The sequence below is a fragment of the Aerococcus sp. UMB1112A genome (assembly GCF_030230715.1).
Classification (GTDB): domain Bacteria; phylum Bacillota; class Bacilli; order Lactobacillales; family Aerococcaceae; genus Aerococcus.
Genome location: NZ_JASPDS010000003.1, coordinates 86,272 through 112,269 on the forward strand (window position 1 = coordinate 86,272; position 25,998 = coordinate 112,269).

The following is a 25,998-nucleotide window of genomic DNA, read 5'->3' on the forward strand; positions in this document are numbered from 1 at the left end:
TTGTGTTTTTGCTATGAGATATAGTTTAGAATTTTCAGACAATTAAGTCAAGCTTTTTTTAAGAAATCAATCAGAATTTTATCATCTTTCTTATCTTTTTAATATAATATTTCTATTAAAAATAAAAAAGCAGCCGCTGGTGCTGCTTTTCTATTTATCTACTTATTAGTATCGGTGACGGTAATTAAATCTTATTCCACCCCTTTGAGGGCTTCAACCATATCTACCTGCTTCAATTTATGGTGCATGATTGCCATAACGATAAGTGAGAAGATTAAAGTTAGAAGGCTGGCATAAAGATAGGATAAGCCTTGGATTTGGGCCGGGAAGATCATGATATCCACTTCGACTGTCTGTAAGATATAAGTGGTCAAAATTTGTCCCATGGCAAGTCCGGCTAGGATACCGCCCACTGTCAACAAGAGGGTTTCCCGATAGATATAGAGGGTGACCTCGAGTGGGTAGGCGCCCAGTACCTTGATAGTTGATAATTCTCGGATCCGTTCCGAGACATTAATATTGGTCAGGCTATAGAGCACAATAAAAGCGAGGATAGCTGCCGCGATAATCAAGACCAGGGTCACTAGATTCAAAGTTTCCAAAGTTTCATTGAACATATTCCGGAATTGGTCAATGTTAACGACCGTGACAATCCCCTCTTCTGCCATCAAATCATCGATGACCTGGCCCTTCTTCTCAGGCGCATTATCCTTTAATTTTATTTCCACCTGGTTTTGACTAGGCAGGCTACCGATTAAATCTTCGTAGACCGACTGGCTCATAAAGACATCGTGCATGATGTAGCTTTCAAAGACCCCCTTGACTGGCAAGTCCACCACTTGACCATCAGGATCTTCCAAGCTGATAGAATCACCTGCTTTGATATCCAGAAGTTTAGCTAGTTTGTGGTTGATAAGAACCCCATCTTCAGGCAGGGGCATTCTGTCCCCTGTCGCCACATCTGCGAGAGCATAGAAGTCCTGGTAGTTAGAATCAGGGTCCAAAGCATGGAGGGAAACGGTCTGTTGGTTGACCCGGTCGTCTGTTGTTTGGTAGCTAGCCGTATAGAGAGGTAGGGCATCTGCCACCTGGTCGTGCTGGTGGACACTTTCATTTAAATCAGCCACTTCTTCCGCCGATAGCTTGGGCTGGTATTGAACAATAGCTTGGGCATGCTCGAGATCGATGAATTGACGATCAGCCAAGCCAGATATGGAGTCCGATATCCCAAAGCCCGTCAGCAGGAGGGCAGTTGACCCAGCCACCCCAATCAGGGTCATGGCATTACGGCCCTTGTAGCGGAAGAGGTTACGCAAGCTGATCTTATTATTGAAGCTAAGTTTTTGCCAGAAGCAGGTCCAACGTTCCAAGAGAATCCGCTGGCCTTCTTTAGGGGGCTTAGGCCGCATCAAAACGGCCGCTGGTTCGGTTAGCGAATTGCGGGTCACCAACCAGGCCGGTCCAACGGTTGTCAGGAGGGAGATGCTGAGGGCAAGGAGGAAGTCCTTCCAGTAGAAGCCATAGTAGACTTCCTGACCTAAATCGTAGAGCATCCCGTAGGCGTTGACAATGATATTGGGCAAGAGATAATTGCCCACTGCCACTCCCAACAAGGTCCCAATAACGCTAGCCAGTCCGGCATATAATAGAAACTTAATGGCGATTTCGGAAGACCGGTAGCCTAAAGCCTTGAGCGTCCCCAATTGGATCCGCTGCTCATCGACCATCCGCGTCATAGTTGTGAAGCTCACCAAGGCAGCCACTAGGAAAAAGATGACTGGAAAGACCCGGGCAATGGCGGCAATCCGGTCTGCATTGTCCTCATACTCACTGTAACCGCTCAATTGGCTGCGGTCATTGACTTGGTAGTTAGGAGCCTCCATTTCATCCTTATAAGTCTTGGCCTGGTTGAGTTTTTCCTGGCCTTCTGCTAAGTCTTTTTCCTTAGCTTGGATATCCTCTTCGGCTTGCTTAAGGGCTTCCTTGCCTTGGTTTAATTGTTCTCTAGCTTGGGCGAATTGAGGTAAGTTAGCAGCTCCTTCTCCTAGGCCAGCAGTCACTTGCTTCAATTGGTCTTCTTGACTCTGCAAACTTTCCTTCTGGGCCTCAACCTGATCCTTGGCCTTTTGAATAGCTTCTTGGCCTGGTTTCAAGTCCTCCTCCGCTTCTTGGATGTCCTGGTCTAAGTCTTCTTGTTGCTGCTGGTAGCGTTCCTCTGGCCGACCATCCAAGGCCGCTTCGATATCCGCCTTAGCCTGGTCAACTTTTTCTTCATAAGCGTCGCTATAGGCTGGATAATCTTCTAGGCCATCGACTTTGAAGGCCAGCTGGCTGTACAAGTCCCCGGTAAAGACCTCGGGCTGGACAACCGCAAAGCCATCGATAGTTCCCTTGCCGATAGGACTATTCCCCCGGGCACTCTGGTCAATATACATCGGTGAGGTCACAAAGCCCACCACCTTGAAGCGGTTGGAGGCTAGGCCTGAGGCTTGGTCATCGCCTTCCTGGTCAGGATCAGCTAGTTCAATTTCATCCCCGATTTGATAGTTGAAGCCCCCTTCTTCAGCTAAGCGGGCATCCAGAGCCACTTCATCCTTATTTTCAGGGAGACGGCCAGACCGTAACTTGTACTGGTTAACCTCGCCCATCTGGTTAAAGTTCGGCAAGAAGCGTAAAAGAGTCTCTTGTTTTTTTTCTTCTCGGTCGACACTGCGGTAGGGATAGGCCTGGATGCCTTCCAAGTCATCCACCCGATCAATATCTTCATCCGTAAGTCCCCAGTCAGCTTGCAGGCTCAGGTCCTGTAAGTGCTGGTCTTGGAAGTAAAGATTAGCGGTCTGACGCATATTTGGAGCTGCTGCTCGGATTCCTACAAAAAAGCCTGCCCCTAAGAAGATAATTCCCAGTAAGGCAATGAAGCGAGAAAAACTATTTTTAATCTCGCGTAAACTATCTTTCCATAAAGCTGTTCTCTTCATAGCCACCCCTACCATTCAATCTCTGCAACGGTCTTGGGCTCTGTTTGTAGATAGCTATCTGCCACCTGGCCGTTCTTGATCTCAATAACACGGTCAGCCATCGGGGCAATGGCACGGTTATGGGTAATCACGATGACTGTTGTCTCCTCTTTACGAGACTGCTTCTGTAAGAGGGCGAGGACTTGCTGACCTGTTTCATTATCCAAGGCCCCTGTCGGCTCGTCGCAGAGAAGGAGCTTAGGATTTTTGGCTAGGGCTCGAGCTATGGAAACCCGCTGCTGCTCGCCCCCAGACAATTGGGCAGGAAAGTTATTCTGCCGGTCCGTTAAGCCTACTGCTGCCAAAGCCTGATCAGCAGCAATGGCTTGTTGGGCAATCTGCTCACTTAATTCAATGTTTTCCCGGGCGGTCAGGTTGGGAATGAGATTATAGAATTGGAAGACAAAACCAACATTATCCCGACGAAACTTAGTCAATTGCCGGTCGTTAAACTGGCCAATTTCCTGGCCATCTACCCATATTTCACCCGATGTGGGCTTGTCCATTCCCCCTAGAATATTTAAGGTTGTCGATTTACCAGCTCCTGATGGTCCCAGAATGACGACAAATTCTCCCGCTTCAATTTCAAAGCTCATATGGTCATTTGCCTTCACCTGGGACCGGCCTTCACCATAGGATTTAACGACATCTTTGAATTCGATATATGCCATAGTTGACCATTCCCTTTCTTCATACAATATGTTACTTTGTTAGTATATCAATAGTAAAAACTAGCTGAAAATAAAAGCAATTAAAATAAATAAATTTAAGGAGTTCTTTATGATTTACGACGTGATTGTCATTGGTGGAGGGACTAGCGGTCTCATGGCAGCTTGTGCCGCAGCTCAAGTTGGTGCCCAAGTCCTCCTCTTAGAAAAAAATCCCAGCCTCGGCAAAAAGCTCTTGCTCACTGGAGGGACCCGGTGTAATGTCACCAATAAACGTCCCGCCCGCTATATTATCGACCATATTCCAGGCAATGGCAAGTTTCTCTACAGTGCCTTCTCGCGTTTCGATAACAGCGATATTATGGCCTTCTTCGAAGAGCGTGGCGTCGCCCTTAAAGAAGAAGACCACGGCCGCATGTTCCCTGTCTCAGACTCAGCCAAGACTATCCTGCAGACTTTTATAGATGAATTGAAGCATCTAAAAGTGGACATTATCTGCCAGGCCAAATTGAAAGAGCTAGAGATCCAAGGCGATGAAGTGACGGTCCACTTAGAAGACCAGCGGCAATTTCAGGGGCGAACAGTGGTTTTAGCTATGGGGGGCCGGGCCCACCCGCGAACAGGATCGACAGGAGATGCCTACCCTATCTTAGAAGGTCTGGGCCACACCATCCAAGCTATCTATCCCACCGAAGTTCCCCTAACCTCTTCAGAGCCCTTTATCAAGAAGAAAAGGCTCCATGGCCTCTCCCTGCGCGATGTCAAGCTGACCGTCCTAGATGCCCAAGAAAAGCCAGTCGTTAGCCATAAAATGGATATGATCTTTACCCATTTTGGGGTCAGTGGGCCAGCCGTCCTGCGCTGTTCCATGTTCGTTCAAAACTTACTCCGCCAAGGCCAGCAAAAAACTGTCCACATGAAACTCGATGTCCTACCTGGCCGCAGTAAAGAAGAGCTCATCCAAGCCTATGCTGACCTCCAAGCGGACTATAAGGCCAAGGCTATCCGCAATGTCCTCAAAGAAGTCGTCCCCGAGCGTTATGCCGAGTTTCTCTGCCAGAGAGCCAAGGTCCCTGCCCTGACCCCCTGCCAAGACCTATCCAAGAAGCAGTGGGCCGCCTTAGTCCATGAGCTCAAGGGCTTTAGCTTTGAAGTCGATGGCAGCTTATTGATCGATAAAGCCTTCGTCACAGGAGGCGGGCTCACGCTAGATGAGGTCGACCCCTACTCTATGCAGAGCAAGTTCCATCCCCAAGTCTTTATCTGCGGCGAACTTCTCGACCTCAACGGCTACACAGGCGGGTATAATATCACCGCCGCCTTCGTCACAGGCCACGCAGCCGGCGAAAGCGCCGCCTACCAAGCCTTCAGCATGGCCTAATCAAATAAAGACAGCACCGCCTAAACTCGAACGTTCAAGCGGTGCTGTTTTTTAGTCGGCCCGGTAAATCAATACCTTCAAATAATCACTTTCCGGACTGTGAGCTGGCACAGGGAAATCCCCGGGCAATTTAAATTCTTGAATAAGACGTAAAGAGCGCTGGGCTTTCTTAGCGCCCTTTTCAATATCAGATTTAAAAGCAGCCAGGCTATAAGTGGAAGCATTGGTGCTGCAGACCAAGTCCCCCTGACTGGATAGGATTTCTAAAGCCTCCGCCACTAATTTAGGATAGTCTTTGTTCACTTTGAAAACTTTTTTCTTATTCCGGGCAAAGCTCGGCGGGTCCATAATGATCAAGTCATAAAACTTGTCATGGCGCCGGGCATACTTATAGTAATCGAAGGTATCCATGACGTAAATTTCCTGGTTGGCTAAGGAAATACCATTAGCCGCAAATTGTTCTTCTGTCAAGTCACGACTGCGGTTGGCTAGGTCGACACTGCAGGTTTGGCTGGCCCCACCTAGAGCTGCTGCCACTGAGAAGGCGCCGGTATAGGAGAAGGTGTTGAGGACTCGGCGACCTACTGCTAGTTCGCTCTGAAGATAGGTTCTCACCTCGCGTTGGTCCAAGAAAATCCCCGTCATCCAATGGTCATTAAGTCGAACCACATAGCGACGACCCTCCTCCAGGACTGTAAAATGCTCAGGCGCTTCCTCTCCAGCCAACCATTCACTGGCTAAGTGATCCTGACTTTGGAAGCGGTTCTTACCCACAATCCCCCGACAAGCTGGCAGGACTTCCTTAAGGGCTTCAACGATGCTTGCCCGATAGGCATAAATGCCTATCGAATACCATTGGATCAGTAGGTAGTCCCCATAGACATCGACACTTAGCCCACCCAAGCCATCGCCTTCCCCATTAAAGAAACGAAAGGCTGTTGTTAGCTCATCATCGAATAGGTCTTGACGTTTAGCCTTGGCCCGGCTAAAAATTTGCTTGAAAAAGGACGGGTCGAGAACCTGGTCTCTTTGGTAACTATAGACCCAACCCAAGCCCTTATTCTGCTTAGCCAAGTAAGCCATAGCGAGAAAGTCTCCCTTGGAATCGGTCAAATAAACTTGGTCCCCTTCGTTAAAGGAGACTTCCCCCATAAAATCATCTGCCTGCAAGAGAGGCCTCCCCTGGCGCAGGGCTTGAGCTGCTTCTTGTTTTAATTTAACGGTCATCTTGATTGTCACAATCTTCCTCCTTTGCTTTAGGAAAAGTCAGGATAAAACGGGTCCCTTGGCCAGGCCTACTCTCAACCTCCACCTGGGCACCATGGGCATGGATCAGTTCATGAACAATAGCCAAACCGAGTCCTGACTCCCCATAGGCCGATGACTTACGTGATTCATCTGCCTTGTAGAAGCGTTCCCAAATATTGGCTAATTCCTCTTCCGTCATCCCAATCCCCGTATCGATAATTTGAATTTCTGTCGCTTCACTCGTCTCGCGGGCTTGCAGCTTAACATGGCCTTGGTCCGTGAATTGGATCGCATTTTGAGTAATATTAAAGAGGATTTGCCGGAGCCGGTCCCAGTCCGCATAAACTTCTGTCTCATCCGAACAATCGATTAGAATCTGGTCTTCCTTGGACTTAGCTGCCTCATCCAGTTGAAGGGCCAGGTCTTCCAGCATTTGCCGCAGCTTGAAGGTCATCGGCATAAGGAAAATTTCCTGCGAGCGGATCTTTTCATAGTCCAGGTTTTGGTTAACGAGCCGCGTTAAACGCTGGGTCTCATTGTGGACCAGTTCGATACTCCGGTCGAAATGTTTTTCTGGGATTAGGCCATAGCGCAAGCCTTCTAAGAGGCCGTTCATGGTGGTTAGCGGCGTCCGCATTTCGTGCGCCACGTCTAACATAAATTGCCGGCGAATATTTTCCTGGCGGTTAATCTCCTCAATCGAACCTTCAAGAGACGCCGCCATCCGGTTAAAGTCCCGGCTGAGGTCACCAATTTCATCATCATAGTCTTGGGGCAAGCGGACAGCATAATTACCATCCGCTACTTCCTTAGTTGCCTGGCGGATGCGACCAATCCGCTGGTTCAAGAAGTAAGAAATCCCCAGGGCAATGACTAAAGCAGCTCCACCCACTAAGAGAGCCGCAACAAGAGTATCCATGCGGTTGCCTAAGAGGCGGTGGCCAAATTCAAAGTTATTCTTGCCAATAGCCACAAAGCCCTGGTAGCGATCGCCGTCGAAACGGGGCACAAAAGTGGCTAAGGCATCCCCATCTTCCTTAGAAAAGCCCATATCAAAGGCACGCATGGGCTGACGTGTCCCGCTCTTTAAACTGGCCAAATCTTGTTGGTCGAGATAGTTAGAGACAGGCTCTGTTCCCTGGCCTTCCGTCTTAGGATAGACGAGCTGGGCATCTTGGTCATAGAGAAAAACCTTAATGCCCGTGCTCTCTAAGAGCTCTTGCTTGTCTGCTAAGTAATCCGGGTTGACTGATGTTTCTTCAAAATAATCGGCCATTGAATCCAATTGTTGGGCCGTTTGATTTTGAAAACGTTCTTCCGGGATACGGATCATGACATAGGACAAGCCGGATAGGGTAAACAAAATCACAACAATAAAAGCTAACAAGAGTTGGTAAAAGTAACGCAAACTAATCCCCCTCAGTCTCGTCGAACTTGTAACCGACACCCCAGACAGTCTGGATCACCTGGGGCCCTAGAGCTTCCATCTTATGGCGGAGCTTCTTAATATGGGCATCAACCGTTCGCTCATCCCCGTAAAAGGGCTCTTCCCAGAGGCTGCTGAGCAGGTTTTCTCGGGTAAAGACTTGTTTAGGATGAGAAGCAAGAAGGGCTAAGATATCAAATTCTTTAGGCGTTAAATTCTTAATTTCTTGGTCATTATAATAAGCTTCCCGGGTCTTAGTATTAATCCGAATCGATTGGGTGGACACAATATGGTCTTGGTCCTGCTTTGCTCCCTTATCTTGGTCCTGGTCAACAGCCGCTAACTGGTCCTGTTCTTCCTGATAGCGGCGGTAGAGGGCCTTCATTCGGGCAATCAAGGTAATCGCGCTGAAGGGTTTAGTGACATAGTCGTCCGCCCCTAAACCCAGACCTAGGATCTGGTCACTCTCAGAATCACGAGCTGTGAGCATAATAATTGGTACCATCTTATTGCGCGCGCGGATTCGCTTACAGATTTCCTTGCCATTTAAAGAAGGCAGGTTTAAATCTAAAATAATCATTTCAATTTCTTCTTCATGGTTAAGAAAATACTCCCAACCCTCTTGACCATCAGCAATAAAAATGGCTGACCAGTCCTCTTCTGGTTCAAAGTACATGCCTAGCATTTCAGAAATCGAGGCATCATCTTCAATCATTAGTATACGCATTCGAGGTCCCCACTTTCTTTATCGTTCACAAAAATAAGTATTTTCTATGTGAGCCTTCAAAACTATTGTACCCTATTTAAATTAGCTTTGAAGTAAAAAATCTTAAAATTCTTTCGTGAATTTCAGCTTTTTTCGTTTATATATCTAATAGGAGGTGAGAATAAATGAATCAAGTTGCTTGTATCGGTCGTTTAGCCGTTGATGTTGAAATTAAAGAGTTTGCCAATGGCAATGCCGTCCTAAATAATCTCATTGCGATTAACCGACGCAATAGTCAAAAACAAGAAGCAGACTTTATTCCCATTGTCGCTTGGAACGGTACCGCCCGCCTAATCGCCAAATACCTTGAAAAGGGTGATGAACTAGGCCTAGTTGGTCGGATCCAAAGCCGGCGTTATGAGAATAAAGCAGGACACAATCAAACAGCGATTGAAATTGTGATCAGCGATGTCACTTTCTTACGTAAAAAAGTAAGCGACGCAGACAAGGTCATGACTATCCAAGTCGCTAAAGACTAATTAGAAAAATCCCTCCCCTAATAAAAACAGGCTGCGAAAAGGCAGCCTGTTGCTTTTTTATACTTTCAAATGTGGGAGGCGAGGATACAGAAGCTTCTGCCCACACCCTTAGTCGGGTTCGCAAAGGCAGAAAGGGAGTGACTTCAGAAAAGTGGAACGACCGGCTAAAGCCGCTCTTATCCGCTTTTCCTCCAGTCATCCCTTTCTAGACGCCTTTGCTCACACCCTGTTCTAGTCGGGGTCGCAAAAGCAGACTTGAAGTGATTTCAGCTCATCGAAACGTCTGACTAGCGTCAGTCTTTTTCGATGAGCCTCCAATCATTCAAGTCTAAGCGCTCTTGCTCTCACCCTTTATTTATAAATGGATTTGATTTCGAGGTAGTCTTGGACACCGTAGCGGCCGTTTTCGCGTCCGATTCCGGATTGTTTGTAGCCGCCATATGGAGCCTTGTTGCTCTTGCCGGATTTGTTAATGTAGACAGAGCCGGTCCGGATCTTGCGGGCAACTGCGATGGCTTCTTCATCGCTTGGGCCAACTACAGCACCGGATAGACCGTATTCTGTATCATTAGCAATTTCAATGGCTTCCTCTAAGCTGTCATAAGGGATGACACAGAGAACTGGGCCGAAGATTTCTTCTTGAGCAATCACCATCTTGTTATCCACATCGGTAAAGACAGTTGGTTCAACATAGTGGCCTTCACGGTCGATTTTACCACCGCCGACAAGTACGCGGGCACCTTCTTCTTTACCCTTTTGAATATAGGATTCAACGGTTTCTTTTTGACGTTCGGAAACAACTGGACCTACCACTGTATCAGGATCTGTCGGATCACCGATTACGACATTCTTTTCATAGTAGTTTAAAATACTTTGATTAGCCGCTTCCAATTCCTCGCGAGGAACCAAGAGACGAGTCAAGGCTGAGCAAGTTTGCCCACAGTTATTGACTACAGTATCCATGGATTTCTTCACAGCATAGTCCAAGTCGCCACCTGGCATATAAATCAATGGAGATTTCCCACCGAGTTCTAGGATTAACTTTTTAATGGTAAAGCTGGCATGTTGGTAGAGGTGGCGGCCCACTTCTGTTGACCCGGTAAAGGAAATGACATCAACATCCTTGTGTTCAGTTAGCACGTCGCCGACTTGACTCCCTTGGCCTGTCACTAAGTTAAAGACGCCCTTAGGTAAGCCAGCTTCCTCACAAATTTCAGCTAAGAGGACAGCGGTAATTGGGGTATCGGTCGCAGGTTTTACAACCACTGTATTACCCGCAATGAGGGCTGGTCCAATCTTACGTTCAATCTGGGTTAATGGGAAGTTCCATGGCGTCACACAAGCTACTACACCGAGGCCTTCCTTAACCACTTGCGTCCCATCAATATCTTCTTCGAAATGAACATTTTCTAAGTCATCGAACATGTCATCCATTTCTTTGATTGGTTGTTGGACATGCTTAGAGCGAGCGAGGCTGATCGGTGCGCCCAATTCTTGGACGATAATATCAGCAATTTCATCTTGGCGATCAACAATACCGTCACGCACTTTTTTCAATAAAGCAGTCCGTTCTTCTACACTGGTTTCATTCCATGCTGGGAAGGCTGCTTTTGCCGCTGCAACCGCAGCATTCATATCATCGGCAGTCCCCCGAGGAACACGCCCCACGATTTCACCATTGGCTGGATTCTTTACTTCCATCCATTCATTGGATGAGGCATTACGCCATTCACCATCAATATAAAATTGGTAATCTGTCATGTCAATATCACTTCTTTCTGATTTTAATGAGAATACGCTAAGCTTTTGCCCCATTTAGCTTAGGGTTATCTCATTGTAACACAGTTTAGCCGAAATTATCGACTTATTGCTTATATCTTTCCTATAAATTACCGGTCGCCGTTGTAAATACTTGGTACCACCACATAGTCAACGGTACGCAGGGCCCCCAAGTCGCGTCCTCCTGCATAGGAAATAGAGCTCTGCAAGTCTTCTTCCATCTCCTTCAAGGTAGAGAAGAGGCTGCCCCGGCTCTCAATTAAAATTCGCTTGCCTTCCACGTTTTTGTAGATGCCTTTTTGGAATTGACTAGCTGAACCGAAGTATTCCTTATAGGTGACACCATCTTCTTCAACTTGTTCACCAGGCGATTCCTCATGAGCAGCTAGAAGTGATCCTACCATCACCATGCTGGCCCCAAAGCGAATACTCTTCGCTAAGTCGCCATTGGTCCGAATTCCCCCGTCAGCAATGATCGGCTTGCGGGCGGCTTTAGCACAGAGGCGAACAGCAGCTAACTGCCAACCAGCGGTCCCAAAACCAGTCTTAATCTTGGTAATACATACCCGACCAGGGCCAACTCCCACCTTAGTCGCATCGGCACCGGCGTTTTCTAAATCGCGAACAGCTTCTGGTGTGGCAATATTCCCCGCAATCACAAAAGTATCGGGTAATTCTTCCTTAATAAATCGGATCATATCGATCACCGTTTGTGAATGCCCATGGGCAATATCGATCGTAATATAATCCACTGCCTGCCCTGAAGCCTTCACTTCACGGATGAAGTCGCGCTCCTCATCTTTAACTCCCACACTAATGGAAGCATAGAGGCCTTTTTCATTCATCATTTTGATGAAATCGAGGCGTTTTTCGGGTTGGAAACGGTGCATAATGTAGAAGTATCCCTTCTCAGCTAATTGGATAGCGAGCGCTTCGTCAATCACCGTCTGCATATTGGCTGGTACCATCGGAATCTTAAAGCGATGTTTACCAAATTCAACACTTGTATCGCATTCGCGACGGCTTTTCACAATACATTTAGCGGGAATTAATTGAACCTGTTCGTAATCAAAAGTTTGCACGATTTTCACCTTTCTGCTTGGCTATTCATTATAATTGTCCGCCGAATATTTTACTCTATATTAGCCACAAAAGCAAAGTTTTCCTTAAAACAATCTCATTTTTTCTTCCGACGACTGGGCGGTGGGTTGAGCAAAACTTGCCATTTCAAGCCCTGGCGAATCTCTTGTTTACTTGGACGCCGCTTAGGGTCTGAGTCTCTCTTCGGATTGATCCTCGGAAGATCGACAGCAGCCTGGTCCTGGTCCGCCAAAAGAGCTCGGGCATGGTCATCCAAGTAAGCCTTAAAGTCTTCATGATCTTCATGGAAACGGTCAACTGCATCATCAATCGCTTCGTTGGTCGTATCTGAAGTCATTGGCGCCAAGTCTAGATCTTGGTCCAGGTCATAGGCACCCGCCTTTTCTTCCTGGCCTCCCTCTAACTCAATGGGGGTGAGTGCTTCCTCTTCGCCAACAGTCTCTTCACTTGTTTCAGCTGCCTCCTGACTAGGGCCCAGTGCCTGGATTAGAGCTTTAGTGAGACGGTAAATAACATAAGCCAGTAAGACCCACGCCCACATTAGTCGTCACCTGCTGGGCTTTCCTCTTCCCCAAAGGACTGACGCATCTTCGTGTCAGCTTGGAGATTTTCTAATTGATAATGGTCCATCACCCCTAAACGGCCTGAACGCAAGGCTTCAGCCAGGGCAAGAGGCACCTGAGACTGGGCTTCAACGACTTTGGCACGCATTTCCTGGGTCTTGGCGATATTTTCTTGTTCATTGGCCACAGCCATCGCCCGTCTTTCTTCAGCCTTGGCTTGGGCAATCCGCTTGTCAGCTTCTGCTTGTTCGGCTTGCAGTTTCGCTCCGATATTGCGTCCAACATCAACGTCAGCGATATCAATGGAGAGAATTTCATAGGCAGTTCCTGAGTCCAGACCCTTGCGCAGGATGGTTTGTGAGATAGAGTCAGGGTTTTCGAGGACGATGGTATGGGTCTTAGATGAGCCGACTGTCGTCACAATCCCTTCACCAACCCGGGCAATGATGGTTGATTCGCCTGCCCCGCCGACTAAGCGTTCAATATTGGCACGCACCGTTACCTTGGCCTTGGCGCGAACCTCAATCCCATCCATGGCGACCCCAGCAATCACGGGCGTTTCAATGACTTTCGGATTAACCGAAACTTGGACAGCTTCAAAGACATCACGGCCTGCTAGGTCAATGGCAGCTGCCTGTTCGAATTCCAAGTCAATCATGGCGCGTTGGGCTGCAATCAGGGCATCCACCACCATGTTAATATCCCCACCTGCCAAGTAATGAGCTTCCAGGTCGTTGAGGTCCAAGTCAAGCCCCGCCTTAGTCGCCTTAATCAGGGGTTTGATAATACGAGACGGATTCACCCGGCGCAAACGCATGCCCACTAAGTCCCCTAAACCTACCTTAACTCCTGAGAAATGAGCCGTTACCCAAAGGCCCACAGGCACAAAGATAAAGAATAGGATAAGCAAGATAAAGGCTAAAAATACTAGAAAAGCTGCTAACCACACATTAGTCATGATCGATTCTCCTCACTTTCACATCTTTTGTCCGAACTGCAATAATTTCAACGGCTTGGCCACGGTCAACGAAATCTTGCTCACTGATCGCTTCAAGTACCTGTCCGTCCGAGACCCGCACCTTACCAACCGGTCTCAAAGGGGCGACTACCTCAGCCTGCTGGCCCAATAAATCTTCTTGGTCTCCTCCTTTGCCTTGAGAGCCTGGCCGGTCTTCTAAGACCAGTGCTTGAGCTTGGGGACTACTAAGGACCAGGCGGATCATAAAAACAGCAGTCACTAGGCCCAAATAAAGAGCAGCCAAAATTTCAAAGCCTAAAGTGTCGAGGGACAAGCGCTGCTGGAAGAGTTCAAAAGCCAGCATCCCCAGACCTATCAGCCCTAAGATTCCTAAAGAAGGTAAAAAGGCTTCAAAAATCACTAAGGCTAAGCCTAGGGCCAGGACACCGATAAAGGCATAATGGCCCGGGCCCCAGAGATAGAGCGCGATTAAAGCAAAAACTAAACTTAAGGCACTTGCTCCCAACCGGTACTTACCTTGAAAGCCATAGACCAAGCAAAGAACAGAAATGATAAAGATGATAAGCGCCATCTTAAGACCTCCCTCCACCTAACTTCCATTGACGGTTACCTTCTGATACGAGTATACAATACTTGCCAAGTTTCCTGCAATTCACAAGCTGACTTATAAGTTCGCCCATACAAAAAAGAGCTGGTCAAAGACCAACTCTCTAAATTTGTATGGGGTGCCTCCATAGCTAAAGTACTGATTTTGCACACTCTACTGCCGGCGCAATTCTTCGGCAAATTGGTTGATTTTGCGGAGGCGGTGGTTGACGCCAGACTTGGAAACCGGGCCGCTCTCCAAGGTCTCACCCAGCTCCTTCAAGCTGGCCCCTGGGTGTTTCAAGCGTGCCTCTGCAATCTCCCGCAATTTGACCGGCAATTCCCCTAAGCCGACTCGGGCTTCGATATAATTAATATTTTCAATTTGCTTACCGGCAGCAGTGACCGTCTTATTCAAATTAGCGCTCTCACAGTTCACAATCCGGTTGATGGAATTGCGCATATCCCGCATCACCCGGACATCTTCAAAGCGGAGGATAGCCTGGGTGGCACCCAGTAAGGCTAAGAAGTCAGAAATTTTTTCCGCTTCCTTAAGATAGGTAATATAGCCGCTCCGCCGTTCAATCTGCCGGGCATTGAGATCATAGGCGTTCATAAGCTCGATAATGTCTTGGTTGTGGGACTGGTGGATGGAATAAATTTCCAGATGATAACTCGACGTCTCTGGATTATTCACCGATCCTGCCGCTAGAAAAGCGCCCCGTAGATAGGCCTTGGCCAATTTGGGATCCGCTTTAATCGCTTGGGGAACCTGGGGGATAATCATTAAGCGGTCTAGGATCTCCATATCAGACAAGATAGCCTGGGCTTCTTGATGGATACGCACAATATAGACATTGTTCTTCTTTAATTTCATCTTCCGGCGCACAATAATCTCGCCAGTTACCTGGTAGGTTTTCTTAAAAAGACTATATATCCGCCGGGCAATGGCCGCATTCTCTGTCTGAACATTTAAGACCAGACCTTGACTCAATAAGTTAATCGAGCCATTCATCCTGACCAGGGCAGAAAGTTCTGCCTGGGCCTCAGCAACACTCACTTCAATCCGGGTTAATTCTTTTTTGACATCTGCAGCAAATGAACTCACGACTGGTATTCCTCTCTACTCGAAACCTTTGTCCGCTTCATAAAGACGTAAGATCGTTTCGACAAGTTTATCTTGATCATGATACACGCCTGTCTCTCTGAGGTCAAGGAAATCAGCTGCAACTATTTGGGCTTCCTCTTGGAGAATCCCTGCCCGGTCTCTTTCCACCTGGACCAAGTACTCTGGGGTGAGTTCAGATTCCATGTATTCATAGGGAACCGGGGCCTTGTTGATTAAGGCATAATCAATTCGCTTAGCCTGGAGGTGGTCATTGATCACCCGGACATGGTCCGCATCAGAAAAGTACTCTGTCTCCCCTAACTGCGTCATAATGTTACAAATATAGACGACCTTAGCTGGGCTTTCTAGAACTGCCTGGCGGATATCTTCAATCACTAAATTAGGAAGGATCGAGGTATAGAGAGAGCCCGGACCTAAAACAATCAGGTCCGCCTCGCGAATGGCCGAGACCACTTGACGGCCTGCTTGGGGTTCCCGGTCCTGGCAGGGACTGCCTGGCATACAGTGGACACTTACCCGGTCAATTGGCCGGCGCTGGCCAACAATTTCCGTTTCGCCATCAATCGTTTTGCCATCGCTGTAGTGGGCCCGTAAGACAAGCGGCTCTTCAGCTGCCGGGAGTACCCGCCCCTTGACCTTCATCATGGCCGATAAAAGACGGAGGGAGCTAAAGACATCCCCGCGCATCTCGGCTAGGGCAGCAATAATCAGGTTCCCAATCGCATGTCCTGAAAACTCCTGGTCTTCTGGTGCAAAGCGGTATTGGAAAATATCCTTATAGATTTGTTCGACTTCTGATAAGGCCACAATACAATTTCGAATATCACCTGGTGGAATGGTATTGAGGGAGGTCCGGATACTGCCGCTACTTCCCCCATTATCAGAGACTGTAACCACTGCCGTAATCTCACAATTGGCCTGTTTGAGACCGGATAGGAGGATGGGGAGGCCTGTCCCCCCTCCAATGACAGTAATTTTTAGCTTATCGTTCTTGGCTTGGTTAAGCAAGTCGCGGTTAATCATGAATGCTTCACCGCCGCCTGACTCTTACTGGCATCCCGGTGGGAAACATGGACATTGTAGCCCAACGCTTTGATATGGTCTCCAATGCGCTCGGTCAAAGCGACAGACCGGTGCTGGCCTCCCGTACAGCCAATGGCAATCGTCACACTGCTCTTTCCTTCTGCTTCGTAGAGTGGCAGAGTGAAGTCGATCATATCTGTAAATTTATCAAAGAAGGTCTGGGTATCGGACTGGGCCATGACATAATCATAAACCGGTGCATCCTGACCCGTCAGCGGTCTGAGATCTGTCTGGTAATAAGGATTGGGTAGGAATCGGACATCCATGACAATATCTGAATCGATCGGAATTCCATATTTGAAGCCAAAGGACATCACTTCTACCGTAAAAATGGCATCATCCCCGCTATGGAATTCACGTATTAAGGTTGCCCGCAACTCCCTCGGTGACAAGGACGAGGTGTCGATTACTAAATGAGAGTTTTCCTTAACGGCAGCTAATTGCTCGCGTTCACGCTGGATACCGTTTAAAACCGTACCGTCTTGCTGGAGCGGGTGGCTGCGACGAGATTCCTTATAACGCGATACCAACTTGCTGTCGCTAGCTTCAAGGAAGATGATTTGTAATTTCATAAAATCTTTATGGTCCATATTCGTGAGGACTTGGTTGAGTTCGGTAAAGAAATCACGCGAACGCAGGTCAATCACTAGGCAAACCTTACTGATCGTATTCGAACCTTGTAAGAGGTCCCAAAAAGAAGTCAAGAGGGATGGGGGCAAGTTATCGACACAGAAATATCCCATATCTTCAAAGGATTGCAAGGCGACCGTCTTGCCGGCCCCGCTCATCCCTGTAATTATCACAAGTTTAATATTATTTTTTGTCATTCGATCACTCCTATAATAAAGATGGGACTTTCCAGGTCTTTGACCTAGCTTGGATTCAACTTTTATGCTGTAAATTCTTTCATCGCTGCTTCATATTGGTCGAGAGCTTTTTGAGCAGCTAACTCATTCTCTGCCTCTACGCCAATATAGAACTTAATCTTAGGCTCGGTCCCACTTGGGCGAACAGCAATCCAGGTCCCATCTTCAAGTTCATACTTTAAGACATTTGATGGGGCTTGGTCTAAACTTTCCTGCTTGCCATCCGCATAAGTCTTGGTCTGGTCAGCAAAATCAGAAGTTGCTTTAACTTGAACCCCCGCAATTTCTTTGAGGGGTTCTTCTCTTAAGCCCTTCATCAATTGCTCAATCTTAGCGGCACCTGCCTGTCCAGGTAGTTTAACAGAAATGGTCTTTTCTTTAAAGTAACCATACTCCTGGAAGATTTCTTGCAGGCCATCATAAGGCGTCTTGCCTTGCTTCTTATAATAGGCGGTCATTTCTGACATTAGAAGAATAGCTTGCACGGCATCCTTATCGCGGACAAAGGGCTTAACCAGGTAGCCATAGCTCTCTTCGAAACCAAAGAGGAAGGTCTTGCTTTGGTCCTTTTGATATTGTTTGATCTTATCCGCAATCCACTTAAAGCCAGTCAGGGTATTAACAGTCTCAACCCCATAAGCCGCTGCGATCTTAGCTGGCAAGTCAGAAGAAACAATCGATTTCAAAATCACGCCATTAGCGGGCAGATCATTCGCTTCCTTCTTGGCTTGGAGAATGTAGTGGGTCATGAGTGCCCCAATCTGATTCCCGGTTAAGATTTGGTACTTGCCATTAGGTAGGCGGACAGCGCCCCCCATCCGGTCAGCATCGGGGTCGGTTGCTAGCAGAATATCGGCTGCTTCTGCTTCCCCGTACTTGATAGCATATTCAAAGGCTGCCGCATCCTCAGGGTTAGGATCTGGCGCATAGGTGAAGTCAGGGTCTGGATTCTTCTGTTCGTCCACAAAGACAACTGACTCGAAACCGGCGTGGTCTAGAGCCCGTGAAACAGGCATCTGGCCGGTCCCATGCAGGGGGGTGTATACGATGGTCACTTGGTCGCCCATTTCTTTAACCAGGTCTTGGTCAATGGTCACTTCCGCTACCCGGGCCAAGTATTTCTGGTCAAGCTCTTCTCCAATAATGGTTAAGAGATCAGTCGACTTCAGCTCTTCTTGAGACAAGCTAGGGATCGTTAGGAGGTCAACCCCTTCCGTGTGGGCCACCAGGGCATCGGCATCTTCAGGCGTCATCTGGCCGCCATCCGCGCCATAGACCTTGTAGCCATTATATTCAGCGGTATTATGACTGGCAGTAATCATAATCCCCGCAAAGGTTTCCAGTTCACGCACGGTGAAGGAAAGCTCTGGGGTTGGACGCAGGGATTCATAAACATAAGTTGGAATGCCATGCTTGGCCAAGACCGCTGCTGACTCATAGGCAAAGCGCTGGCTATCGTGACGGCCATCATAGGCAATCGCCACCCCAGCTTCCTTGGCCTCGGCCCCATAGTCCTCCATTAAGCGGGCCAGGCCTTCTGTAGATAGGCGAACCGTATAGATGTTCAAGCGATTAATTCCTGGGCCCATGAGTCCGCGCATACCTGCTGTCCCAAAAGCAATTCGTTGGTAGAAGGCATCTTCCAAAGCTTCGGAATCTTCTTTTAAAGTGTCTAATTCTTCTCTTAGAGTTGGATCGAGGTCTTCAAAGTCGTCCCAGTGTTTAAAATTTTCTTGCCAAGTCATGATTAACACTCCTCATCATATTCTTTTCCTATATTATAGCAAATTTTACCCGTAAAGGCTTTTAATCTTATCCTAATTTTCAAAAGATGTAAGCCCTTAACAAAAATCAGTCTCTTTTACGGTAGCTATTAGCCTAAGCAAATAAAAAACATAGTCAAAAGCCTAGTTACTTAGGCTCTTGACCATGCTTAATCAGGATTTTTTAAACTTCTTCGTCGTGGTAACCGTAACCGTAGTAGGAGTTGATCGCATCCCCTACGGCCCCATTATAGATGGCACCGAGGACATTGGCATTGACGGCATCGAGGAGCTCTTTGGACTTTTGGACATTACGAATCTGGGAGACATTCTCCCGCAATACGAAGATGACATTATCGACCCGTGATGCCATGATCTGGGCATCGGTCACCAAGAGGATCGGTGGCGTATCAATAATCACCAAGTCAAAGAGCTGCTCCAGTTCATCAATGATATCTGCCATCCGCTGGGAACTCAGGAGTTCGGCAGGGTTTGGCGGCTTAGGACCAGCCGGCAAGACATAGAGATTAGCCTCAGGGACATATTGGACATAATTCATGGTCTTCAGCTCTCTTTGGGTCAGCAAACTGGTCAGGCCAGAAGGTTCATCCACATCAAAAGTCTTATGAATCGTAGGCTTACGCAGGTCACAGTCCACAATGCAGACCCGTAAGTTCAGGTCGGCCATTACCGTTGCAATATTGGCTACAATGGTCGACTTCCCTTCCCAAGCTCCCGAGGATGTAAACATAATGGATTTGAATTTCTGTTCTTCCATGGCGAATTGAATATTGGTCCGAATAGTCCGAAACTGTTCCGAGACAATATCATTAGGGCGTTGGAGGGTAATCAAGCTGGAACCTTGGCGCTGTTCCCGGTTCTTTTTGACGATTTCTTTTTGTTTGAAACGAGAAAACATTCTTAACACCTCCTAGATGCGACGTTTATTGTCATCATAGTTAGCTGACCGGCCCTTCCGTTTGAAGCGGGTTTCCCGCACTTCAGTCTGGCTCATTTCGGGTAGGACCCCAATTAAATGCCAACCCATCTCGCTGACAATCTCTTCGCTGCGGACTGTCTTATCGCGGTAGGCCTGCCAGAGGGCCCAAAGCGAGGCGAGAAGGAAGGCTAGCCCACCACCGATCAAGATATCCCAAACGGGTTTAGGACGGATTTTTTTCGTATGGGTTTTAGCATCAGCTACTTGCTTGACCTGGCTATTGGGATAGATTTCATTCACCTGCTTGCCGAAGCTTGAGGCAATCTGGTTGGCTAAGTTGGAAGCCGTGTAGGGCGAATGGTCGACCACTGCAATTTGTAGCACGAGGGACTCCTCATTGGTCGTCACACGCACCCGATCACGCAGAGCCTGGTAGGACAAGTCCTCCTCCGCTCCTTGAGCGACCGGTTCCAGAACCGCTGGTGTTACGATAATTTCCTTATAAGTATCTGTCAGTGTCTTAGCCTGATCAGCTAGGGGCGCAGTCGTTTGTTCCTCCGTATTTTGGTGGACAATCACTTGGGCAGTCCCTTCATACTTGGGCTCAAGAACGAGGAAGGAGATAAGGCTGGCCAGGATCATCCCGATAACCGTTGCCATAATGATAAAGGCCAGCTTATTTTTCATAATTTTTAGAATCTCGGTTAGAGGTTTGCGCTGTTTCTTCGCCATAAGAACCACCTTTCTTCTTACTTTTGGCGCTTGAAGAAGTCAAAAAATGTCCGTTTCTTCTTCAACTGATAATGGGTCACCATGGGATCGCCATTCAATAAACTAATGGCATTTTGTTTTAAATCAAAGCTAAAACTTTCACCATATTTTTCTTCTAAGTATTGGTAAACGCTAGCCAAACTGTCCCCTCGCCAGGAATCGCTAGCACAGAAAGCCCCTGAGGCAATCACATGGAGATAGCGGCGCTCAACTAGGTCCCAGGCCAAACGGTAAGCGGGAGCTGGGCTGGAGGGGAGCAAGGAAGTCGCTGAAGCTTGAATACTGCACCCCTGCTCACAAATATCATAGAGGAGCTGAGGGTTTTTTTGAAAGCAGGCTTGCTTTTCAGGTTGGCTAATAATGGGCCGAATATTATGGGCAAGCAAGCTGAAGAGAACTTCCTGGGTACAGGCGGGCAAATCTTGGTCGGGAAAACGAATGAATAAATAGCGTTGGTTGAGGTCTGCGAAAGAAACTTTACCCGCCAAGACATCATCAGCTAAGCTTGCTTCTAACAAGGCTTCGTGCCCTGGATAAAGAAGGAGGGGCAAGCCTCTGCGGTCGAGCGCCTCCTGGTAGGCCTCAGCGACAGCTTCTAATTTAGCGAGCGGCGCGGTGGTCGTATCGTGCTGGTAGGGAGCTAGCGACAAGACATGGCTAGTGCCTGCTTGTAAGATTTGATTGACCCTGGGTAAGGTATCTTCAAAACGCAGGCCTTCCTCCACTTCCGGAAGAATATGGGTATGAACATCAACAAGCACACGCATCAACTCCTCTCAGTCACTCGGCTACTGGGAGAAATCTTCACAAGCAAGCAAACGGCTCTCCCCATCATAGCTTAATTTCATATCGATATACTGGTCGCTTTCAAATAATTTCTTAAGGAAAATCCGATCCCCTTCCCAGAGTTCTAAATCGGGAATCTGGTCGCGCTTAACCCATTCCAAGTCCCCTTCATAGGTCTGGATCACTTGCCGAGAAGCCAAGCGACCAGTATAGAGGAAGATGTAGAGGGGAGCATCATCCGCAAAGAAAAAAGTGATCACGCCCCGGGCCTGGGCTTCTAGAAGCTCTTGACCCGTTTCTTCCTTCACTTCTCTTTGGGCACATTCTAAAGGGCTCTCACCCCATTCGAACTTACCGCCTACACCTAACCATTTATTATGGTTGATATCATTAGCTTTCTTAGTTCGATGGAGCATAAGGACCTCATCGCCATCAATCAGATAAACTAAACTCGTTAATTGCAAGTCCTGCCTCCTCTTCTTTAATTGGCTTGGTAGCGGCGGGGTAAATTAGGAACGGCAATCACGCCATAAGCATCCCGACCTGCATGGATACCAATTACTGGGGTTAGATAAGTCTTTTCCACCTTAATATGGGGATAGGCAGCTGTAAAAGCTTGCTCTAGGGCTGCCACCCCTTCTGGATTGAGGGCATCCAAAACGATCAGCCGCTCCACCCCATCAGGATAGTCCTGGATCCGCTTCTCGATTTCATCAACAATTGTCGCATAAACACGTTTACGCGACCGCACCTTAGCAAAAACTTCTACCTTGCTATGGACCTCTAGCACAGGGAAGATATTCAATATTTTCCCAATGAGGGCCGAAGCATTACCAGCTCGCCCTCCCTTAACCAGGTAAGACAAGTCTTCAAAGCAACATAAAAGTGCTGTCTGATCAACCATTTTTTCCAGGTGGTCAAGGATCTCTGCTTCACTAGCCCCGGCTTCTTGAAGCCGTATCGTATGGTCAAGCAGGGCTTCAATAGCTAGAGAAATCGACTTAGAATCAATCACATGGACTCTTAAGCGATCATCATACTCGTGCATGACTGAATAGGCGGTTTGATAGGTCCCACTCAAGTCCGCAGACAAGAAAAAACCGTAAACTGCTTCATAGCCTTCCGCCACTAAGTCGTCCATAATATCGTAGAACTGCTGGGGTTGGGGCTGGGAAGTCGTCGGAATCTCTTCTTCTTTGGGTAAGTCTTCGTAGAAACGCTGTAGGGCTTCGGGGTCGGTCGTGTCACGCAAGCTATTGCCATTCGCATAATGAATCGATAGGTAAACTTGATAGACATCGGGATGGTCTTGGTAAGCTTCCGGTAAGGACGCTGTACTGTCAATAATATAAGCTGTTTTCATATCTAACCTTTCCAAGTTATCGCAAAATAACTTCATTCATAGAGTCTCGCTTGCAAGCAAGCGTATATGTTTATTATAACAAATCTGACCTTTAAATGATATGAAAGCGGCGGGTAAAGCCTCTTCCTAAGTCTAGCACAATCTTGTCTTCATGCCTCCTGATTAATTTTTAAAAATATATAAATACTCACTGAGGCAAGTTTTTTCATTGGCTTTCTTCTTCAATTTCAATACAATTATTGTTTTTATTCTCTTAAAAGAGGGCGCTTACACGAGAGAATGCTCCAAATGCCCGTCATGGCAAGGCTTATGCCTTGAATTTATCATACATAAAGATTAAATTAATGAAAAAGGAGGAATTATTTATGCATAGATTTAATCGTTATCTAGGAGCTGGCGACAAAGAAGCCGGCTACAACCTATCATGGGGAGCGATCTTTGCAGGCGTTGTTACTTTTATCGCCTTAATGATCACCCTCGGCTTTATTGGTAATGCCATTGGCTTCGGGACAGTGAGTCCTAAAGCGAGCGACCCAATGTCAGGCGTTGGAACCGGGGTCTTGATTTGGACCGTTATCCAATTAATCCTTTCGTTCTTAGGGGCTGGCTTTGTTTCTGGGATTACCGCCCGTCGCGTGGGTGTGGTTCACGGTTTCTTAACCTGGGCTGTATCAACCATCGCAACCTTTATTTTACTTTCAGTCGCTACCGTGTCGATCCTGTCATCTGTGGGGACTTTCTTTGGCCAAGTAGCACAGACAGCCGGTCAAAGCCTTGAAAGTGTAACTTCCTCAGCAGCTGATAGTGTCTCCAATGGCGTTAATGCCCTCACTGACCAAATTGATGTGAACCAAAGCGACATCCAAAGCCTAGAAAACGATGTCAACGACGTCCTACGTGATACCAATATTAAAGAGCTTCAACCAGAATACTTGAAGGGGCAGCTCCAAGGGGCAAGTGACGACATCAGCCAAGCTGCTAAAGACTTGGTAACGAATCCTGAGAATTCAGATGCTATCTTTGACCAATTAAGTAATCAATTGCAAGCACGGACAGAAAGCATCACGGAAAACGTGGATGAACAAGCCGTTGCCAATGCCATCGAATCTAACTCTGATTTATCCCAAGCGGAAGCTGAACAAACGACTCAAAATATTGTCGAGGGTTATAACCGTGCAGCAAGCGAAGCCCGTCAACAAATTGACCAAGCTAGCCAAGCGCTTGACCAAACCAAGTCTGAGGCTCAAGACGCGATTGCACAATTACGGAATGAAGCCAACAAAGCTTCTGACACGACTGCTCAAGCTTCAATCTGGGCCTTTGTCGGACTCTTACTTGGTGCCATTCTCTCAGCTCTTGGTGGTTACTTCGGGACAAAATTCGTCACAGAAGAAGCCAATGAAAATCATATCTAGTCTAAACTAGCTATTGCTAGGCAGACAAAAAGCGCCTTTAGCCGGGCGCTTTTTTTGTTGGCATTATTTTGTTATAAGCTTTGAATATAATTGTAGGCTTCTTGGCCAGCTTGACCACCGTCACCAACTGCGGTTGAAATTTGCCGCAATTTCTTTTGACGGATATCTCCAGCAGCGAAGATACCAGGAATTTTCGTCAACATGTTCTCGTCAGTAATGACCCAGCCTTCCTCATCGGTGATGCCAAGGTCATCAAAGCCAGCTTGGTTGGGGAGGAGGCCAATATAGATAAAGACCCCATCACAGTCTTCGACATACGAACTCCCATCCTTCTTAACAATTCGAACCCCCGTCACCTTCTGACCGTCGCCTAGAATTTCTTGGACTTGGGCATCCCAGGTGAAATCAATCTTCTCATTAGCAAAGGCCCGCTCTTGAAGAATCGCTTGGGCCCGCAACTGGTCGCGTCGGTGGACAATGGTCACTTGCTTGGCATACTGGGTCAAGTAAGCCCCTTCTTCAACAGCTGAGTCTCCTCCACCTACAACGATCAACTTACCATCCTTGAAGAAAGCTCCGTCGCAAACAGCACAGTAGCTAACCCCGCGCCCAGCATAGTCAGCCTCACCAGGCACATCCAGGAGGCGGTGGGTGGACCCCGTTGCAATCACAATCGCCTTAGCTTGGTAGGTTTCAGTATCGGTTTCAATCGTATGGTAGGGTTGGCCAGGATGAATCGCTTTAACATTCCCGTAGGCATAATCTGCCCCGAAACGCATGGCCCCTTCATACATGCTGGTCGCCAGGTCTGGCCCTTGGATGCTAGGGAAGCCTGGATAGTTTTCCACTTCAGCTGTATTCAAGAGCTCGCCCCCCGGTACACCCCGCTCTAAGATTAAAACCGATAGGGCTGCCCGTGAGGTATAGAGGGCTGCGGTCATCCCCGCTGGCCCACAGCCAATAACTAAGACGTCATATTGTTTAATTTCTTCAGTCATTCTCTCACTCCTTATTTAATTCGTCCTCAAGACTCAGGAGGTAGTCGGTCAGGCCTTGGCGGATACTCTCTTGGCCTAAACCATACTCGATGGTTGTCTTCATATAGCCAAGCTTATCCCCGACATCATAGCGTTGGCCCGTAAATTCGTAAGCAAATACTCGCTGGGTACGATTCAAACGATCAATCGCGTCGGTCAATTGGATCTCATTGCCTGCTCCTGCTTTTTGGGTTTCTAAAAGGCCGAAGATTTCAGGTGTTAATAAATAACGCCCAATAATAGCCAAGTTAGAAGGCGCTACAGAAGGATCCGGTTTTTCGACAAAGCGACGGACATTGTAGATGCCATCACGGAACTTAGCTTCAGGATCGATGATTCCATACTTATCGGTATCTTCCTCGGCAACAGGCATCACGGCAATGTTGGAAGCATGGGTCTCATTATAGGCGCCAATTAATTGCTTGGTTAAAGGTTCCTCATCTACCATCAAATCGTCCCCGAGCATGACCACAAAGGGTTCGTCGCCAACAAAAGCCTTGGCTTGAAGGACCGCATGGCCGAGGCCTAGTGGGTAGGATTGGCGCTTAAAGTAGAGGTTAAGCCCAACGTTCTCCTGAATTAGTTCTAGTAATTGGTCCTCACCCTTCTGCTTGAGGACGCCCTCGAGTTCAATATTCGAATCAAAGTAGTCTTCTAGAGGGCGTTTACTCTTACCCGTGATGATTAAAATATCTTCTATTCCCGACGCTAATGCCTCTTCCACAATAAATTGGATGGTTGGCTTATTGACAATCGGTAGCATCTCTTTAGCCATGGCCTTGGTTGCCGGTAAGAAACGGGTGCCAAAACCAGCTGCTGGAATAATTGCTTTACGTACTTTTTTCATAAGTCC

Annotated in this window: 24 protein-coding genes; 3 read left to right on the top strand and 21 right to left on the bottom strand. The window is 47.6% G+C overall.

The window, feature by feature from the left end; genetic code table 11:
• Positions 1–191: 191 nt before the first annotated feature.
• Both QP860_RS02590 and QP860_RS02595 read right to left on the bottom strand, forming a co-directional pair.
• Positions 192–2,978 (bottom strand): FtsX-like permease family protein, encoded by a 2,787-nt coding sequence (locus QP860_RS02590; protein WP_284912132.1) that lies wholly within the window; start codon positions 2,976–2,978, stop codon positions 192–194.
• An 8-nt stretch (positions 2,979–2,986) separates the two neighbouring features.
• The gene (locus QP860_RS02595) at positions 2,987–3,688 is read right to left on the bottom strand and encodes an ABC transporter ATP-binding protein (RefSeq protein WP_284912133.1); all 702 of its coding nucleotides are present in this window, start codon (positions 3,686–3,688) and stop codon (positions 2,987–2,989) included.
• 109 nt (positions 3,689–3,797) lie between these two features.
• Here QP860_RS02595 and QP860_RS02600 point away from each other — a divergent pair, with 109 nt between their 5' ends.
• On the top strand, positions 3,798–5,066 hold the full coding sequence (locus QP860_RS02600) for a BaiN/RdsA family NAD(P)/FAD-dependent oxidoreductase (RefSeq protein ID WP_284912134.1): 1,269 nt from the start codon (positions 3,798–3,800) through the stop codon (positions 5,064–5,066).
• A gap of 51 nt (positions 5,067–5,117) precedes the next feature.
• Here QP860_RS02600 and QP860_RS02605 read toward each other — a convergent pair whose 3' ends face one another.
• From QP860_RS02605 to QP860_RS02615, 3 genes are read right to left on the bottom strand one after another with little or no spacing between them, the layout of a single operon-like run.
• On the bottom strand, positions 5,118–6,305 hold the full coding sequence (locus QP860_RS02605; RefSeq protein ID WP_284912135.1) for a class I SAM-dependent rRNA methyltransferase: 1,188 nt from the start codon (positions 6,303–6,305) through the stop codon (positions 5,118–5,120).
• On the bottom strand, positions 6,283–7,722 hold the full coding sequence (locus QP860_RS02610) for an ATP-binding protein (protein ID WP_284912136.1): 1,440 nt from the start codon (positions 7,720–7,722) through the stop codon (positions 6,283–6,285). Before QP860_RS02610 ends, QP860_RS02605 begins: the two co-directional genes overlap by 23 nt.
• 1 nt (position 7,723) lies before the next feature.
• A complete protein-coding gene (locus tag QP860_RS02615; RefSeq protein WP_070616511.1) occupies positions 7,724–8,467 on the bottom strand; it encodes a response regulator transcription factor in 744 nt (247 codons plus the stop codon).
• Between the two features lie 164 nt (positions 8,468–8,631).
• Between QP860_RS02615 and QP860_RS02620 the strand changes: the two genes are divergently transcribed.
• Entirely contained in the window at positions 8,632–8,985 is a 354-nt protein-coding gene (locus tag QP860_RS02620) for a single-stranded DNA-binding protein (RefSeq protein WP_067974720.1), read from the top strand.
• A gap of 351 nt (positions 8,986–9,336) precedes the next feature.
• On the opposite strand, the gene QP860_RS02625 is transcribed toward QP860_RS02620, so the two are convergent.
• The 14 genes from QP860_RS02625 to QP860_RS02690 all read right to left on the bottom strand — a co-directional run bounded on the left by QP860_RS02625 (position 9,337) and on the right by QP860_RS02690 (position 22,693).
• Positions 9,337–10,746 (bottom strand): aldehyde dehydrogenase family protein, encoded by a 1,410-nt coding sequence (locus tag QP860_RS02625; RefSeq protein ID WP_284912137.1) that lies wholly within the window; start codon positions 10,744–10,746, stop codon positions 9,337–9,339.
• Between the two features lie 128 nt (positions 10,747–10,874).
• Positions 10,875–11,846 carry a GMP reductase gene (locus QP860_RS02630; RefSeq protein WP_067974713.1) on the bottom strand — a complete coding sequence of 324 codons (972 nt, stop codon included), beginning with the start codon at positions 11,844–11,846 and terminating at the stop codon, positions 10,875–10,877.
• A gap of 95 nt (positions 11,847–11,941) precedes the next feature.
• Positions 11,942–12,406, bottom strand: coding sequence for a hypothetical protein (locus QP860_RS02635; RefSeq protein ID WP_284912138.1), 465 nt, complete (start codon positions 12,404–12,406; stop codon positions 11,942–11,944).
• On the bottom strand, positions 12,406–13,386 hold the full coding sequence (gene floA / locus QP860_RS02640; protein WP_067974708.1) for a flotillin-like protein FloA: 981 nt from the start codon (positions 13,384–13,386) through the stop codon (positions 12,406–12,408). The genes QP860_RS02635 and floA overlap by 1 nt, the downstream gene beginning before the upstream one ends.
• The gene (locus QP860_RS02645) at positions 13,379–13,978 is read right to left on the bottom strand and encodes an NfeD family protein (protein ID WP_284912140.1); all 600 of its coding nucleotides are present in this window, start codon (positions 13,976–13,978) and stop codon (positions 13,379–13,381) included. Before QP860_RS02645 ends, floA begins: the two co-directional genes overlap by 8 nt.
• 189 nt (positions 13,979–14,167) lie before the next feature.
• Complete coding sequence (gene whiA / locus QP860_RS02650; protein WP_070616501.1) at positions 14,168–15,100, bottom strand: DNA-binding protein WhiA; 933 nt, start codon at positions 15,098–15,100, stop codon at positions 14,168–14,170.
• Positions 15,101–15,115: 15 nt separating this feature from the next.
• Complete coding sequence (locus tag QP860_RS02655) at positions 15,116–16,144, bottom strand: gluconeogenesis factor YvcK family protein (RefSeq protein WP_284912141.1); 1,029 nt, start codon at positions 16,142–16,144, stop codon at positions 15,116–15,118.
• A complete protein-coding gene (rapZ, locus tag QP860_RS02660) occupies positions 16,141–17,031 on the bottom strand; it encodes an RNase adapter RapZ (RefSeq protein WP_070616497.1) in 891 nt (296 codons plus the stop codon). The genes QP860_RS02655 and rapZ overlap by 4 nt, the downstream gene beginning before the upstream one ends.
• 62 nt (positions 17,032–17,093) lie before the next feature.
• Positions 17,094–18,815, bottom strand: a complete 1,722-nt coding sequence (locus QP860_RS02665; RefSeq protein WP_284912142.1) for a phospho-sugar mutase — start codon at positions 18,813–18,815, stop codon at positions 17,094–17,096.
• Positions 18,816–19,017: 202 nt separating this feature from the next.
• Positions 19,018–19,752 carry a CpsD/CapB family tyrosine-protein kinase gene (locus tag QP860_RS02670; protein ID WP_083272439.1) on the bottom strand — a complete coding sequence of 245 codons (735 nt, stop codon included), beginning with the start codon at positions 19,750–19,752 and terminating at the stop codon, positions 19,018–19,020.
• Positions 19,753–19,764: 12 nt separating this feature from the next.
• Complete coding sequence (locus tag QP860_RS02675) at positions 19,765–20,505, bottom strand: YveK family protein (protein WP_070616493.1); 741 nt, start codon at positions 20,503–20,505, stop codon at positions 19,765–19,767.
• Between the two features lie 17 nt (positions 20,506–20,522).
• The gene (locus QP860_RS02680; protein ID WP_070616490.1) at positions 20,523–21,305 is read right to left on the bottom strand and encodes a CpsB/CapC family capsule biosynthesis tyrosine phosphatase; all 783 of its coding nucleotides are present in this window, start codon (positions 21,303–21,305) and stop codon (positions 20,523–20,525) included.
• A 27-nt stretch (positions 21,306–21,332) separates the two neighbouring features.
• On the bottom strand, positions 21,333–21,794 hold the full coding sequence (locus QP860_RS02685; RefSeq protein ID WP_083294261.1) for an NUDIX hydrolase: 462 nt from the start codon (positions 21,792–21,794) through the stop codon (positions 21,333–21,335).
• Between the two features lie 17 nt (positions 21,795–21,811).
• Positions 21,812–22,693, bottom strand: a complete 882-nt coding sequence (locus tag QP860_RS02690) for a DegV family protein (RefSeq protein WP_070616488.1) — start codon at positions 22,691–22,693, stop codon at positions 21,812–21,814.
• A gap of 365 nt (positions 22,694–23,058) precedes the next feature.
• On the opposite strand from QP860_RS02690, the gene QP860_RS02695 reads away from it, so the two are divergent.
• Positions 23,059–24,108 (top strand): hypothetical protein, encoded by a 1,050-nt coding sequence (locus QP860_RS02695; protein ID WP_070616486.1) that lies wholly within the window; start codon positions 23,059–23,061, stop codon positions 24,106–24,108.
• 71 nt (positions 24,109–24,179) lie between these two features.
• Here the strand turns inward: QP860_RS02695 and trxB are convergent, their stop codons facing one another.
• Complete coding sequence (trxB, locus tag QP860_RS02700; protein WP_070616484.1) at positions 24,180–25,106, bottom strand: thioredoxin-disulfide reductase; 927 nt, start codon at positions 25,104–25,106, stop codon at positions 24,180–24,182.
• Positions 25,107–25,110: 4 nt separating this feature from the next.
• A complete protein-coding gene (gene galU / locus QP860_RS02705; protein ID WP_070616481.1) occupies positions 25,111–25,992 on the bottom strand; it encodes a UTP--glucose-1-phosphate uridylyltransferase GalU in 882 nt (293 codons plus the stop codon).
• Between the last annotated feature and the right edge of the window lie 6 nt (positions 25,993–25,998).